Below are 15140 nucleotides of genomic sequence, written 5' to 3'. Positions count from 1 at the left end.
AAAGAGAAGATGGATATTTCCCGCTCGGATCTGAAATTGTTGATCCGGTTGTTAAAGGATGCCTTTGTTTTCCGGGGGCTGTTGCTGGGGGTTATTGTTGCGGCCTTTGGTACCGTCGCAGCCGGTGTTGCTGAGACCTATTTGCTAAAAACGATTATTGATGAGTCTGCGGATCAGCAACTGGGTAGCCAGGTTGGCAATATCATGCTGTTACTGGCGGTATTGGCAGTCGGTGCGACCGCGACCTATTACCGCTTCAAGCTGGCGGGTTATTTCAGCGGCAGCTTTGTTCACCGACTGAACCAGCGCTTGCTCCGGAAGGTGACCCGAATGTCAATTTCGGCCCTTGAGAACTACGATGCGGGAGATGTTGTTGCCCGGTTTAGTAGTGATATTCGCAAAATTAATACCTTTGCCGAAGTCAGCCTGCCGTTATTGATCCTCCACCCGATCATGTTTGTCATGGGAGCGGCCTACCTGGCGGTGCTGGATGCACAACTGCTGATGCTGAGCATTATTCCGATCCCTGTCGGTTTTTTCCTGATCATGCTAATGACGCGGTCGATGTCCCAGCTGTCGATGAACACCCAAACCTATTTCGGTCGGGGATTTGGTGTTCTGGCCGAGATGCTGGCAGGCTTTGCCACCATGAAGGTATTTCACTTGCGTGGCTACCTCTATCAAGATTTTAAAAAGCAGATGGACACCGGGCTGTCCAGCCAACTCAAGCTGGTAGACCGGTACGCCTGGATGGGGCCGGTACAGGTGATGATCCGGCTAGTTCCCAGTATTGTCTGCCTGATTGTCGGCGGTGGCCGTGCCCTTGCCGGCGATTTTAGTCTCGGGGAGCTTATTGCTTTCTTCTATCTGCTCAATTTTGTCATTGACCCGGTTGCCCAGATGCCGACCCATATTGCAGGCTGCAAAGATGCACTGGGCGCCAGCAAGCGTATTTTTCACTTGCTGGACGAGGCCGATGAAAAGCTGGATCACCTGACGCTTTCTCATCTCGAACGACCACAGCTACAACTGGACAAGGTCGGACTGGTTTACCAACCCGAAAATAACCAGGCGGTACAGGCCCTGCAAGATATCAATCTGATTATTGAGCCCGGCGAGAAAGTGGCGATTGTCGGTGAAAGCGGCAGCGGAAAGAGCAGTTTGCTGAAGGTTCTGGCCGGATTCTACCTGCATACCGGCGAGATAAGCCTGGCGGCGGATCGGATGTTCGATGAGAGGGAGCCGGAGGATGACGGCTATCGCCGGCAGTTGTCGGTGGTCAATCAGGAAACTTTTCTTTTCCCTATTTCGATAATGGAAAATATTCGCCTTGCCAAACCGGATGCGACCGAGAGCGAAGTGATAGCGGCTGCTCAAAAAGCCTATGCCGATAGTTTTATTCGCGAACAGGCACAAGGGTACGAGACTATTTTGGGCGAAAACGGCGTGTCGCTCTCCTACGGGCAGAAGCAACGTATTTCCCTGGCCCGGGCGTTCCTGAAGCCGGCACCGGTACTGATGATGGATGAACCGACGGCCTCGCTGGATCAAACCAGTGAAAGCCTGGTTGAACAGGCCATCCTGCGGGAGGCCGACGAGCGAACTGTTATCGTGATCACCCATAAGCTGGCTATTACGTCGATGATGGACCGGGTGGTGGTGCTGGATCAGGGCCGCGTGATTGAAAATGGAACTTATAGCGAGCTAATGAACAGGAAAGGACATTTCTACCGTCTTTATCAGGCTTATTACGACCATGCAGCCAATGAGGAGCTGAGTCATGCTTAAAAGAGCGGAATGGGACGAGTTATTGCAGCTGTTTACGCTGATGAAAAAGCGGCGGTTGGGATATATGGCCGGCGTATTGGGCCATGCGCTCAGCGAGACGATTATTATGATTTCGCTGGCCTTTATCATGCGAGACATGATTAATGCCATCGTCGAGCAGGATATGGTGCAGCTTCAGCGCTCCAGTATTGCCGTGATCGGAATGGGGATATTTACCGGCCTGACCTTCATTATTTTCGGTAAGTTATTTTTCCATAGTTTGTTCAAGACACTGGCTGATTTACGCCTGCAGCTGTTTGATCACCTGTCGGCCGGACGGGTCGGAGATATCGAGCAATACCATCCCGGTGAGCTGATATCTCGGGTCAACAGTGATGTTGACGCCGTATCCGAGGTGTTTGGTTATCAGTTCAGGCAATTGGTCTTTACCGTACTGACGGGGATCTGCGCCATGATCGCCATGATGGTCATAGACTGGAAGGTTGGGGTGGTATTGGTGATCGTTGCCGTACTGACGGCTGTCGTCAATCACTACTACGCCGGAAAGATGCGGGTGGTCAGTGATCGTATTCAGGCCACGCTCGGACGAATGTCGGCGACGGCCATGGATGCGGTCTACGGCTCCAAAGAGGTCCGGATCTACCATATGCAGTCGGCCCAGCAGGACAACTATGAGAAAAGTAACGGGAAATGGCTGGATAACACCAAAGAGAACAGCGGAATAAGAGCGAAGCTGGAACTGGCTAACTTCAGCCTCAAGATCCTTAATTTCTCCGGCATGTTGGTACTCGGCGCAATTCTGATGGCGATGGGTGTGACGCCGCTGGGCGAAATCATCGCCATGATCCAGTTGCTGACGGCGCTCAATATGATGTTCCGCGAGCTCGGCGGGCTGGTGGCCTACCTGCAAAAATCTCTCGCAGGAGCCAAGCGCATTTTCGAGCTGTTCGCACTGCCTGGCGAGTTAACCGACAAGCAGCAGCCGGAAGAGCCGGATTTGAGTCAGCCTGTGATCGCGGTGAAGGGCCTGTCGTTTGCGTATCCCGCGGGCGAGGCTGTGATCCGCGACGTTTCCTTTGCGGTCCAGCAGGGGCAAACGGTCGCCATTGTCGGCCCGAGCGGGTCGGGTAAATCTACCCTGATGAAACTGCTGATGGGGCTGTATGCACCGTCTGAAGGAAGTATTGCTGCCTATGGCCGCGAGTCCAGACAGCTAGATGTCGATAGCTGGCGCCAACACTTCTCGTTTATTCCCCAGGATTCGTTCCTGTTTTCCAATACCGTCAAGGCTAACTTGTCATACGGTCGGTCGGGTTGTGCCATGGCTGATATCGAGCTGGCTGCCGAACGATCGGGATGCTCGGGCTTTATTGCTCAACTGCCTAACGGGTATGAGAGCCAGATAACGGAAGGTGGCGGCAATGTATCCGGTGGACAAAAGCAGCGTCTGGCAATAGCACGGGCTCTGGTCAAAGACGCCGAGGTCTTGATTATGGACGAGCCGACGGCTTCGTTGGATGCCCGGACAGAGGCAGAGATCCAGGCTGAACTGGATGAGTTGCTACAGCAAAAAACCGCCATCGTGATTGCGCACCGGCTCAAGACAATCCGTAACGTGGATCAAATCTTTGTCTTGGTAGACGGAAAGCTGGTGGAGCACGGCGATCACGATACCTTGATGCGCAGTCAAGGTGCCTATTTTGACTTGGTGATGCAATCTGATCAGGAAGAGGTGGTAGTAGCATGAGGCAATACGATTTAGTCGAAATGTTTACCCGGCAATGTGCCACGAGGGAGGAGGCTGCGGCGATCGAGTGGGGAGAGGACTCCTTAAGCTATCGTGCCCTGAGGCAGCAAACGGCCTCTATTGCACAGTGTCTTCGCCGGCAGGGACAGGGAAATATCGCCCTGTATCTAGACTCCTGCCCGACTCTGGTCAGTACGCTGCTTGCCTGTCTGCATACCGGGCATGTCTTCGCTCCTGTTAATGTCAGTTTGCCGGAGCAACTGGCCGCAACCATGATGCAGCGTATCGCCCCTGCCTGCATCGTGACCTCGGCGCGTCATGTTGCCAAACTGGAGAAGATCGTGGCGTTGTTGCCCGAGCCACCCAAAATTGTGGTGTGGGACGAGATCACTCCCTCTCTGGAGCCTGCTCCGCTTTCTGCGCTGGAGCCCCCCCGTTTTCAGGACCGGTGCTACATCTACTTTACCTCGGGCTCGACGGGGGAACCGAAGGCTATCCTCGGCAGTTACCGGGGGCTCAGCCATTTTGTCCAGTGGCAGCAGCACGAATTCGGTATTTCTGCCCGCCACCGTGTCGGGCAAGTGACGATACCGGCCTTCGATCCGTACTTGCGGGAAGTGTTGCTGCCGTTGGTCGCCGGGGGTGTGCTGGTAATGCCCGCGGTGCGTGATCTGGTGTTGAGCGACGAGTTGCTGCCGTGGCTCAACCGTGAGGAGATCAGTGTTCTTCATATGGTACCGACGCTGTTCAGGCAGCGTCTGCTTCAGGGTGATGCTACACAGGATGGCGCTCCGCATCCACTGAGCCTGGAATACTTATTCCTGGCCGGGGAGCAGCTTCGGGGGCAGGATCTCGAGCAGTTCTATGCCCGCTACGGCGAGGAACAATGCCAGTTGGTGAACCTGTATGGCCCGACAGAAACTACACTGGCCAAAGTCTTTCGCCGGGTTACTCCTGATGATCAGGCATTGGATGTCATCCCCATCGGCCGCCCACTTGACGAACAGGTGAAGGTGCACATTCTGGATGCGCAGGGTGAGCCTTGTGCCACCGGTGACTCTGGGGAAATCGTGATTGAAACGGCGATGCGCTCTTACGGTTATCTGGGTCAGGAAGAGGAAAACCGGCGCTGTTTCCGCCAGTCGCCGCCCTATTATTTTACTGGAGATATTGGTGTCAGCCAGCCAGACGGTCAGCTGGTATGCCTCGGACGTAAAGATAACCAGATTAAAGTTCGCGGGGTGCGGGCGGATCTGCTGGGGATCGAGCGAGTCGTTCAGCAGGCGCCGACTGTCGGGCAATGTGTTGTTCAGGTTATTGACAGCGGACTGCCCTCGGCAAGGCTGAAGGCATTTATCGTCTCGGACAAGGCTGACGGGGCGCAAATCTTTGATTTTGTCGGCCAGCGTTTGCATCAGGCCCTGGTGCCGGCCGAGTGGGAATTGGTCGATACGCTGCCAATGCTGCCCAATGGTAAGATCAACCGCAAGGCGCTGTCGAACTTATCCGGTGTCGAGTTGAGGCTCGATGCCTATCGTGGTCCGCAGACGCCGCAGGAAGAGAAAATACTGGCGGTTTGGCGTCAGGTATTGCAGCAAGAGCGGATCGGGATGGACGATCATTTCTTCCGCCGTGGCGGCCACTCTTTGTTGCTGATGTCGCTCAAGGCTGAGATGGAAAAAGCGTTCGCTGTGGCGGTCGAGATGGCGGCGTTATTTGAGCATCTTACGCCGGCAACACAGCTGGAATATGCGCAAACCAGTGCGGCGCATATTCCAGCCTGCCGCTTAGAGAAAGTGCCGCAGGATCAGGTTGGTCCGGTTTCAGTCCTGCAACGTAATATCATCCTGGCCCACCAGTTCCATCGACAAAATACCAGCTATAACCTGACCCGAGTGGTAGAAATTGACAGGTCGCTTGATATATCGATTCTGCAGCAGGCCGTCGATAGCTGTGTCGGGCAACTGGCGATACTGCGTTCGGTCTTTGATATCGACAACGGAGACGTGGTAACCAGGGTTATGCCCGAGGTAACCATACCGGTCGAACCGGCTTCCTTGGCGGATAAGCAGCAGCTCACTATGGCACAGGCAGCCTTTGTGCGTCCCTTTATCCTCGAACAAGCTCCCTTGATGAGGGTCGGGTTGTGGTCGGTAGCGGACGGTAGTACTTTTCTGGCGCTGGACATTCACCACAGTATTGCCGACGGAATGAGTGCCACTCAGTTGCTGACAATGCTGCTGGATAGCTATCAGAGCCTAAGCCAGGGAGCATCGCTGCCGGCTCCTCTGCCGTGGCAATACCATGATTATATCGGCTATAACCTGCAGCAGCAGGCCCGGCTCGAGGCAGACAACCTGAACTACTGGCAGCAGGAGCTGGCCAACTTGCCGGAACCTTTGCAGCTCACGCCCGGCCAGGAGCGCCCGTTGCAGTTTGACGGGGCCGGAGACACGCTGTATCTGGATATCGAGACGGCATTATTGAGTGAGTTGCAACAGGTAGCCAGCCGTCAGGGCTGTACTTTGTTCGTCTTGTTGTATGCAGCCTATGCCCTGACGCTGCACAAGCTGAGCGGACAGGATGATATTGTTATTGGGGTGCCTGTAGCCGGGCGGGACTTGCCTGAGATAGCGGATGTTCCCGGGGTGTTCATGCGCGTGTTGCCCGTCCGGGCTCCGTATCAGAGTGAAATGAGCTTCGGAGATTATCTGGCAGCGATCCAGCAGCAGTTTGCCGGCGCAGTAGCCCATCAGGACTTTGCCTTCGAGCATCTTGTCGAGGCGGTCAAAGCGCCCCGTAGCGCCAGTCGGCAACCGCTGTTTGATACCATGTTTGCTCTGCATGATGCGATGTCGTGGCAGTCTGAGTTGCAGGGCATTTCAGCCCAAGAGATACATATTGCTCAGCGTCAGGTGAAGGCTGATATTGTTGTTGATGCCTACCGTAACGGGGGCTCGCTGACCCTGGCTTTCTCCCATGCTGTCAATATGGTCGACAGCAGCCGGATCCGCCAACTGGCGGACCATATGCAGATCTTGTTGCAGCGTATTCCCCAGTTCATGCCGCTGCAACGAGTGGGGACCATCGACACACTGCCGCAGGCCGAGAGGTTGCAGTTGGTGGAATCGTTCAATCAAACCACGCAGCCCGTTGACGGTGCTCAGACCTTGATTGAGCGTTTTCACCAGCAGGTTGCACGGGATCCCGAGCAGCAGGCCTGCCGCAGTCAGGGGCTGTCATTAAGTTACCTCGCGCTGGATCAGCGTGCCAACCAGTTGGCGTATGCCTTGCTGGAGCGGCTGGGCCGGCGTCCTGCCCGGGTAGCGATCATGGTATCGCCGTCTGTTGATCTGGCCGTTGCTATCCTGGCTGTGCTGAAGGCCGGAATGACCTATGTGCCACTGGATCCTGATTTTCCTGATGAGCGCTTGCAGTACATGATCCGTAATGCCGGCGTCGAGTTGCTGCTCACGGATCTTCCGGAGCTGGCTGGTAAATTGTCCGGCGAAACGATCCTTGACTGTCGTGACAAGGGGATTACGGAGTATCCGACGTCGTTGCCAGTCGGGGTGACGTATGATCCCCACCAGCTGGCCTACGTGATATATACATCGGGATCGACCGGGCAGCCAAAAGGCGTCATGATCGAAAACCACTCAGTGGTCAATTTCATCAACGGGATGGAGCGCTCGCTGGACTTTACGGCCGACAAAACGGTGTTGGCACTGACGACTTTCTCCTTCGATATCTTTGTGCTCGAGTTTTTCCTTCCGCTACTGACCGGCGCCCAGTTGGTAATTGCCAGCCGAGAACAGCAGCAAGATATGGCGGCCCTGAGCGCACTGATCCGGACTGAGTCGATCACCACATTGCAGTTTACGCCGTCACGGATGAAGATGTTTCTGGCCTTTGAGCCTGACCTGCAGTGTTTCTCGGGAGTCGATGAGGTGCTGATGGGCGGCGAGTATGTCGGTTTCGAGCTGGTCGAGAGCATAAAGCGCTGTTGCCCGGCCCGAGTCTTTAATATGTATGGCCCGACAGAAACGACCGTGTGGTCGGCCGTGTGCGAACTGACCCATGCGATACAGAGCACGGTTGGCCGACCTATCGATAATACCCAATTGTATGTGTTGGATAACGCTCAGCAACTTTGTCCGATGGGAACGATGGGTGAGCTGTATATCGCCGGTGACGGGTTGGCACGAGGCTATCACCAGTTGCCGGACAAAACGGCCACGGCGTTTGTTGCCAATCCTTTCCGTTCCGGAGAGAAGATGTACCGTACCGGCGATTTGGCCTATTGGCTGCCAGGTGGCGATCTTTGTGTGTGCGGACGGCAGGACAACCAGGTCAAGGTGAAAGGCCACCGGATAGAGCTGCATGAAATTGAAGAGGTGCTGACCTGGTATCCGGCTATCCGTGATGCGGTTTGTCTGGTCAGAGAGCGCCAGATACAAGGGTTTAGCGAAAGCTACCTCTGTGCATTCTATTTGTCAGAGAGTGATATCGAAGAAGACTTGCTCCGTCAGCATTTAAGGGCGCATCTGCCTGACTACATGGTGCCGGAAGCATGGGCCCGATTGGCGGAGTTTCCGTTAACCGCCAACGGCAAGGCAGACCGCAGGGCGTTCCCCGCCATTGAAAGCAGTAAGCCTCAATTACAGCCGGTGAAGACCCAGACACCCACCCAGCAGGTGATCTACCAGACCTGGGCCGAAATATTGCCGGTTTCGCATATCGGGCTCCATGACAACTTCTTTGATGTCGGCGGGAATTCGTTCCATGTTGTACTGGTGCAAAAAGCGCTGGCAGAGCAGGGGATTGATGTGATGGCGATAGATATCCTCGAACATGCCACGATTTGTGGGCTGGCTGACTGGTATGACAGTCAGCAGTCCGAGGTCGAGATGATACCTTGTGCCGGGATCCCGTTCCTGTCTGCGCCAATCGACAATGATGCCACGGCCCCCGAGTGGGACTACCGTTATGCTGCCGGGCAGAGCCGACAGCTGGAAGTGCTCGGGGATCAGCTTGGCGTGTCCCGAGATATATTGTTGACTGGCCTGACGGTCTACGCGCTGGCGGCTGCCACGGAGCTTAACCGTCTTGATATTTATCTGGGTGACGGCGATGCTCAGTGCCAGCACGTCACGATTGACCTGTCAGGCATAGACAGCCTGCAGGGTTTCTTTGAGCGTGTTGGGGAAGCGGTTGCCGGGATGACGGGTGTCGCGTTGAGGCAACTGCTGCCGCCGGAGAAATCAGGGCATTGCAGTATCTATATCGCTAATGACGACCGTAAGGCAGTAAAAAGGAACGCGCTGTTTGATCTGGTGTTTGTCTATTCGTGGGAGGATGAGCTGATGCTTTCGTCGGCGATAAACAATAACAGCTTCAGTCGGGCGGACTTTTCTCTGATCGGTGCAGGATTGAATGAGCTGGTTACGCAATTTACCTGATGTATATGCCTGATCCTAAATAAATTGAATCGAAGAAAACGGTTCTACTTTCATAAAGGCCAGCCTAAGCTGGCCTTACGTTTTTATACAGGCCGAAGAGGAAAGGCGGGTTAAGAATAAAAGACAAGAAAAAAGGGTAGCCAGGCTACCCTTACCGCTAAAGCCCGAAACCAAAGGCTTGCGAAATGTAACAGCTATGCCGCATGTTACCAATGGAGCAACGATTCCTGTTTTACCAGCGACTCGGCAGCGGTGGACGCTGATCAGGACGGTTGAATTTTGCTGCTAGACGTGTAGAAAATCTTTCAGCTGCTTAATGATTGCCTCGGCTTGCTCCTGGTTCTCCATCTCGGCAAACAGGCGCAGCAATGGTTCTGTGCCCGAGAAGCGAGCCAGTGCCCAGCCGCCATTCTTGAAATAGACCTTGGCACCATCGGCGTAGCTGACTTTCTCAATCTCGTAGGCGAATTCCGGCAGCTCTTTCTCGACATAAATTCTGTCGTACAGGCGCTGGCGCTCGGCAGGCTTGAAGGTGCAGTCTCCCTCTGCGGTATAGGCGTAGCCATATTTGTCATAGATTTCATCGAGCATCTCAGACAGTTTCTTGCCCGTTGTACTGATCATTTCGACCAGCAGGCTGGAGGCGAAGACACCATCCTTGCCTTTGATATGGCCGCGAATGGTCAGGCCGCCTGAACTTTCGCCGCCGATCAGCGAGTCGTCGGCCTCCATTTGCGAGCTGACGTGTTTGAAGCCAACTGGTACCTCAAAGCATTTCTCGCCATGGGCTTCTGCCACCTTGTCCAATAGATGGGTGGTGGCGATATTGCGAACCACAGAGCCCGTCCAGCCTTTGTATTCCAGCAGGTAGTAGTAGAGCAGCAACAGCACTTCGTTGGGATGGATGAAGTTGCCTTTCTCGTCGATAATACCCAGTCGGTCGGCATCGCCGTCGGTGCCAATACCGATGTCATAGCCCTCGTGAGACACCATGTGCTTCAGTCGGTATAAGGTTGCGGCACTCGGTGACGGCATCAAACCGCCGAAAGCGGGGTTTTGGGTGTCATTGATAACGTCGACATCACAGCGCCCACTGATCAGAACGGTTTGCAGGGCATTTTTCGCAACCCCGAACATCGGGTCGATCAATACTCGCAGGTTGGCCTGCTTGATGGCCTCGACATCAATAAAGTCGATGATCGAGTCGACGAACTCGTTCATCGGATTGATAATCTCTATCAGGTTGTCCCGCAGTGCATTGTCAAACTCGGCCGTTTGAATATCAGCCTCGGACAGGTTGGCAACCTGCGCTTCAATTTTCTGGGTGATCACCTCGTCGGCATCACGGCCACCTTCAATAAAGACCTTAATGCCGTTGTAGTCTGCCGGGTTATGCGATGCGGTAATACATGCCGAGTAGGTGGCACCGATCTGTTTGGACTTAAACATGACGATCGGAGTCGGGACGTACTTGTCGATGAAGCTGACCTGGATACCATTGCCGGCCAGCACTTCCGAAAACCAGGCCGCGGCCTTGTCGGATAAGAAGCGACGGTCATAGCCGATCACGAAGCCGTTGTTGGTGACTTTCTCGGCAATCATGATATTGGCTACCGCTTGCGCCACCAGCTGTACATTGGCTTTGGTGAACTCTTCACCGATGAGGGCACGCCAGCCACCAGTTCCAAATTGGATCATGATGGAACTCCTATTTCTCTCTGTGGAAAATGAAAAGTAGGGGTGAAAAACACCCCTAAAAAGTAATTAACCCATTACGACAGTAACGGTATTTACAGACCCTTCGGCCTGTGCCGGAATTGCTCCCTCGATAGCTTCGCCATTAAGAATGATGGATTTTACGCCCTTGCTGACATGGTTCGGATTCTCAACCTTGATGTTAAAGGTCGCATCACGCCATTGGCGAGTTACTTCAAAGCCCGGCCATGCTGTCGGGATACATGGGTCAACCACCAGGCCTTCGAAGCTGACGCGTACGCCAAGAATGAAGTTGGTGGCGGCAATGTATGCCCAGCCGGATGAGCCGGTCAGCCATGGGTGGTTGGCGCGGCCGTGATCCTGGTGATCGCGGCCCATGACGAACTGAACGTAGGAATACGGTTCGGCAATGCGCTTCTCAATCATGTCATTCTGGTTGTACGGGTTCAGCGCATCATAGAATTTCATCGCCTGATCACCGCGGCCCAGTTTTGCCTCGGCCACCCACGCCCATGGGTTCGGGTGCGAGAAGATGGCGCCGTTTTCTTTCACGCCCTGGTAGACACGGGTCACAAAACCGATGTCGTCGTTCGGGGTCGCAAAAGACGGGGCGTTGAGGTGCAGGCCGTACTCGGAGAACAGGTATTCATCGACAGCGTTCATTGCTTTCTCACCGCGATCCTGAGAGACGGCACCAGATACGACAGCCCAGGTGTTGGACTCAAGGTGAACTTTGCCTTCAACCTGTTCGTTGGTACCCACTTTCTCGCCGTTTTTGGTGATACCACGGATATACCAGCCGCCGTCCTCGTCCCAAAGGTGTTTTTCACAGGCGCTCTGTACCCCGCCGGCCATATCTTCGTAGCGGGCGGCATCCTCGTCTTTGCCAAGGAACCTGGCCAGATCGACAAACTCCTGAATGGCCCAGTAGTGTAGGAAGGCCACCATGGAGGACTCGCCACCGCCGAGGTTCAGACAGTCGTTCCAGTCGGCACGCAGCCCTTTGGCGATACCGGTACGGCCAACGTGCTCGGCTGTGAAGTCCAGCGCCGCTTTCATGTGTTCGTAGACGGTTGCCTCGCCACCGTCGGCGTAAGGGATCACCTCGTCGAAAAAGCTGGTTTCGCCGGTTTCCATCACGTAGCGGCAGATAGTTGGTACAAGCCATAGGTGGTCGTCAGAGCAGGTATCGCTGATACCGTGGATCTTGTCTTCGTCACTCGGTGTCGGAACAACCGTCGGTGACTTTGAAGGTGCAACATCGGCTTTTTCAGGATCGAACCAGTCAGGATCGAACAGGTGAAGCCCGTAGCCAGCCTTGACCTGGCCGCGCAGCAGATCTACCAGGCGCTTACGGGTCATTTCCGGGTTGGCATGAGGCACGGCCATCGCATCCTGAGCGGTATCACGATAGCCAAGGCCGGTACGGCCGCCAACTTCGATGAAGGAGGCAAAACGGGACCAGACGACACAGGTTTCAGCCTGATACAGGGTCCAGGTATTCAGCATGGTATCCATGCCTTCGTTCGGTGACTTCACCTGGAACTTGGCACAACGTTCAGCCCAGTGTTCTTTGATGGCTGCGAATGCGGTATCGACATTGTCCAGGTTCTGGTATTTGGCTCTCAGTTTTTCGCCGTTGCCCTTGCCCAGGCCAAGGATATAGACAAAGCGCACTTCTTCGCCCGGCTGGATAACAAACTGCTTGTGCAGGGAGCCACAGTGGTTGTAGCAGGTCTTGACCGTGTTGGTACATTGCCCTTGCTCAACCGCCAGCGGGTTGGACTCATCGCGGTACAGGCCAAGGAATGAATCACGCTGACCGTCATAGCTATCAGGATCGAATGTCGAGGCTAGGTAGTAGAAACCTTCGAAGTCATTGGTGTTGTAGTACAGGTCATACTCAATCACGCCTTCGTTATACGAGGTACCCGCCGAGTACAGGCTCATCTGGTGGTTCTGGTTGTCCGACTGGATATGGCTGAACGAGAACTCGACAAATGAGAAGGCACTGATGGTGCGCGGCTTGTCGCTGTCATTTTTGATAACAACATCCCAGATCTCCGCATCTTCACCTTTAGGAACGAACAAGGTTTTCGACGCCGAGATACCGCTGTATTCGCACTTGAACTTCGAATAAGACAGGCCGTGGCGCACTTCATACTTGGCTTCGTCGAGGCTCTTTGCCACCGGCTGCCAGGAAATAGACCAGTAATCGCCGGTTTCGTCGTCGCGAAGGTAGACGTAATGCCCCGGACGGTCAAAAGAGCCGTTTGGGCGGAACTTGGTGACCCGGTTGTACTCCGGAGAGTTATAGAAGGAGTAGCCTCCGGCATTGTGCGAGATAACCGTACAGAATTTTTCCGTACCGAGGTAGTTGGTCCAAGGGGTCGGGACATCAGGGCGAGTGATGACATACTCTCTGTTGTCGTTATCAAAATAACCGTATTTCATTATTGTCCAATCCTTTTAATGTTTTTACTTGCTGTGAGTTGCTAGTCACAACGACGGTAATTAATGCCAGCTTTGTCCAGGTAGGCTAACTGCCCGCTCAGACGAGCCTTGAAGTCTTTCCAGTTTCTGTTGTCAGGATGAGTCCAGCACAGCTCGGCAATGGCCAGCAGGCGTGGGTAAATCATGTATTCAAAGCGGCTCTGGTTGTTGACCAGCTCGCACCACAATGCGGCCTGGATACCCAGGATATGCCGGTGGGCCGGGTCGTTGTCGGCCAGTGACGACAGGGGTTTGTAGCTATAGACGACATCGAGTGGCAGCTTGCAGGCCCAGTCGGAACCGGGTTCGTCTGCCGTGTAGCCCTGAGTCATATCCAGGTAGGTATACTGGGCTGGCTGCATGATGACGTCATAGCCCTCGCGGGCACAGTTCAGTCCGGCCTCTTCGTTCTGCCACGAGAAGATCAGGGTATCCTTGCTGATTTTGTTGCCGTTGGTTGCCTCTTCCCAACCCATCATCCGCTTGCCCTTGGCCTGGACGACCTCCTCGGCAAAGCGCAGGATATGTCCCTGCAGCTCTCGCGGATCCTGATAGCCGTGCTGTTCCATCATTGCCTGACAGGCCGGACTTTGGGTCCAGACACCTTGCGGCACCTCGTCACACCCGACATGGATGTAGGGGGCAGGAAAGAGCTCGCAGACTTCGTCCAGTACGTTAGCGATAAAGGTATAGGTGCCTTTCAGTGCCGGGGACAGAATGTTGTCCGAGTACCACTGGGTACTGCGGTACTGTGAGCGGTCTTGTGGGTCGACCAGCAGGTCCGGCAGGGACTTGATAGCCGCACGGCAGTGGCCGGGAATATCGATCTCCGGAATGATGGTAATTCCGCGGTCACTGGCGTAGGCGATGAGATCGCGTACTTCCTGTTTGCTGTAGTAGCCGCCATAGCGTTGGCTGATGTTGGTGTACTGTGGCTGGATAACCTCGTTCGGTCCCCGCCAGGCCCCGATCCGAGTCAGCTCCGGGTAGGCATCAATTTCAATCCGCCAGCCTTCGTCATCCGTCAGGTGCCAGTGGAAGGTGTTGAATTTATAGCGAGCCAGGTGATCGATCAGGTACTTGAGGCGTTTGATCGGGTGGAACTGCCGGGCACAGTCAAGCATCATCCCGCGGTACGGGTAGTTGGGCTGGTCCTGGATCTCCACCATCGGGATCATATAGGTCGCATGAGCCTGATGGGTGGGGCGGGTCGGGATCAGCTGCAGCAGGCTGGCGGTTGCATGGGCAAAACCGCTCTGCGATCCGGCCTGAAGCCAGATATGATCGGGTTCGACCAGCAGGCAGTATGCGCCGTCGGCAAGCTCTTCGTGATACTGATAGCTGATATTACCGTCCTGGCAAACCGGGATATCTTCGTGCAGCAGCTGGCACAGCTCGGCCTGAAGCCAGCGTGAGCTACCGCAGGCCTTATCTGTCGGAGGCGTGATAGCCGTTCCCGATTTCAGCATGAATTCGCCGGGCAGCCTGATCAATGATTCCGGCAGCGGGATCAGGTTGATGGGCTTGGCATCGGGCAGCGGGATCGGCAATGGCTCGGTAGCCGGCTGATCGAGGTTGATCGTGGTGATTTTTACCGGCAGCGGCTTGATGAAACTGCCTTCTGGCGAAGTATTCAGGAAGGCATCGACGATCCCTTCGTCGTACATCGTGAAGGGCTTGGTATTGACGGTGAATTCCGTATAGAAATGGGAGTTAGGGCTTAATGACGCCGAGTTTCCCGGCGTCAGAATGCAGTAGCTACCCAGTTGCTTGAGTTGGCCGTTAGAAAGCGATTCTGCCTGAATCCAGCGGCAGAACGTAAAATGCAGCGCCCAGTTGTTCTGTGCCTGATCACTCAGATTGTGCAAGGTCAGGGCAAAACGAGACTGCTGCTCATTTTTGCTTATCACGGTCAAATCGAGACGGTAACTCAT

6 protein-coding genes are annotated in these 15140 nt (G+C 54.7%); 3 read left to right on the top strand and 3 right to left on the bottom strand.

Translation table 11 applies throughout. The features are described from left to right. The first annotated feature begins 9 nt into the window (after window positions 1-9). From BIT28_RS05355 to BIT28_RS05345, 3 genes are read left to right on the top strand one after another with little or no spacing between them, the layout of a single operon-like run. Window positions 10-1788 (top strand): ABC transporter ATP-binding protein, encoded by a 1779-nt coding sequence (locus tag BIT28_RS05355; RefSeq protein WP_075762610.1) that lies wholly within the window; start codon window positions 10-12, stop codon window positions 1786-1788. Then, on the top strand, window positions 1781-3535 hold the full coding sequence (locus tag BIT28_RS05350) for an ABC transporter ATP-binding protein (protein WP_075762609.1): 1755 nt from the start codon (window positions 1781-1783) through the stop codon (window positions 3533-3535). Before BIT28_RS05355 ends, BIT28_RS05350 begins: the two co-directional genes overlap by 8 nt. Next, the gene (locus BIT28_RS05345) at window positions 3532-8997 is read left to right on the top strand and encodes a non-ribosomal peptide synthetase (protein ID WP_075762608.1); all 5466 of its coding nucleotides are present in this window, start codon (window positions 3532-3534) and stop codon (window positions 8995-8997) included. Before BIT28_RS05350 ends, BIT28_RS05345 begins: the two co-directional genes overlap by 4 nt. Before the next feature lie 285 nt (window positions 8998-9282). Here the strand turns inward: BIT28_RS05345 and BIT28_RS05340 are convergent, their stop codons facing one another. From BIT28_RS05340 to BIT28_RS05330, 3 genes are all read right to left on the bottom strand, one after another. Continuing rightward, window positions 9283-10695 carry a phosphoglucomutase/phosphomannomutase family protein gene (locus tag BIT28_RS05340; RefSeq protein WP_075762607.1) on the bottom strand — a complete coding sequence of 471 codons (1413 nt, stop codon included), beginning with the start codon at window positions 10693-10695 and terminating at the stop codon, window positions 9283-9285. Window positions 10696-10761: 66 nt separating this feature from the next. Beyond that, the gene (locus BIT28_RS05335; RefSeq protein ID WP_075762606.1) at window positions 10762-13167 is read right to left on the bottom strand and encodes a glycoside hydrolase family 94 protein; all 2406 of its coding nucleotides are present in this window, start codon (window positions 13165-13167) and stop codon (window positions 10762-10764) included. A gap of 41 nt (window positions 13168-13208) precedes the next feature. Next, entirely contained in the window at window positions 13209-15140 is a 1932-nt protein-coding gene (locus BIT28_RS05330; protein ID WP_075762605.1) for a beta-N-acetylhexosaminidase, read from the bottom strand.

Source organism: Photobacterium proteolyticum, from assembly GCF_001939735.1.
In the GTDB taxonomy this organism is placed as follows: domain Bacteria; phylum Pseudomonadota; class Gammaproteobacteria; order Enterobacterales; family Vibrionaceae; genus Photobacterium; species Photobacterium proteolyticum.
The sequence above is the reverse complement of the archived record's forward strand: the minus strand, read 5'-3'. Positions and strand labels throughout refer to the sequence as shown.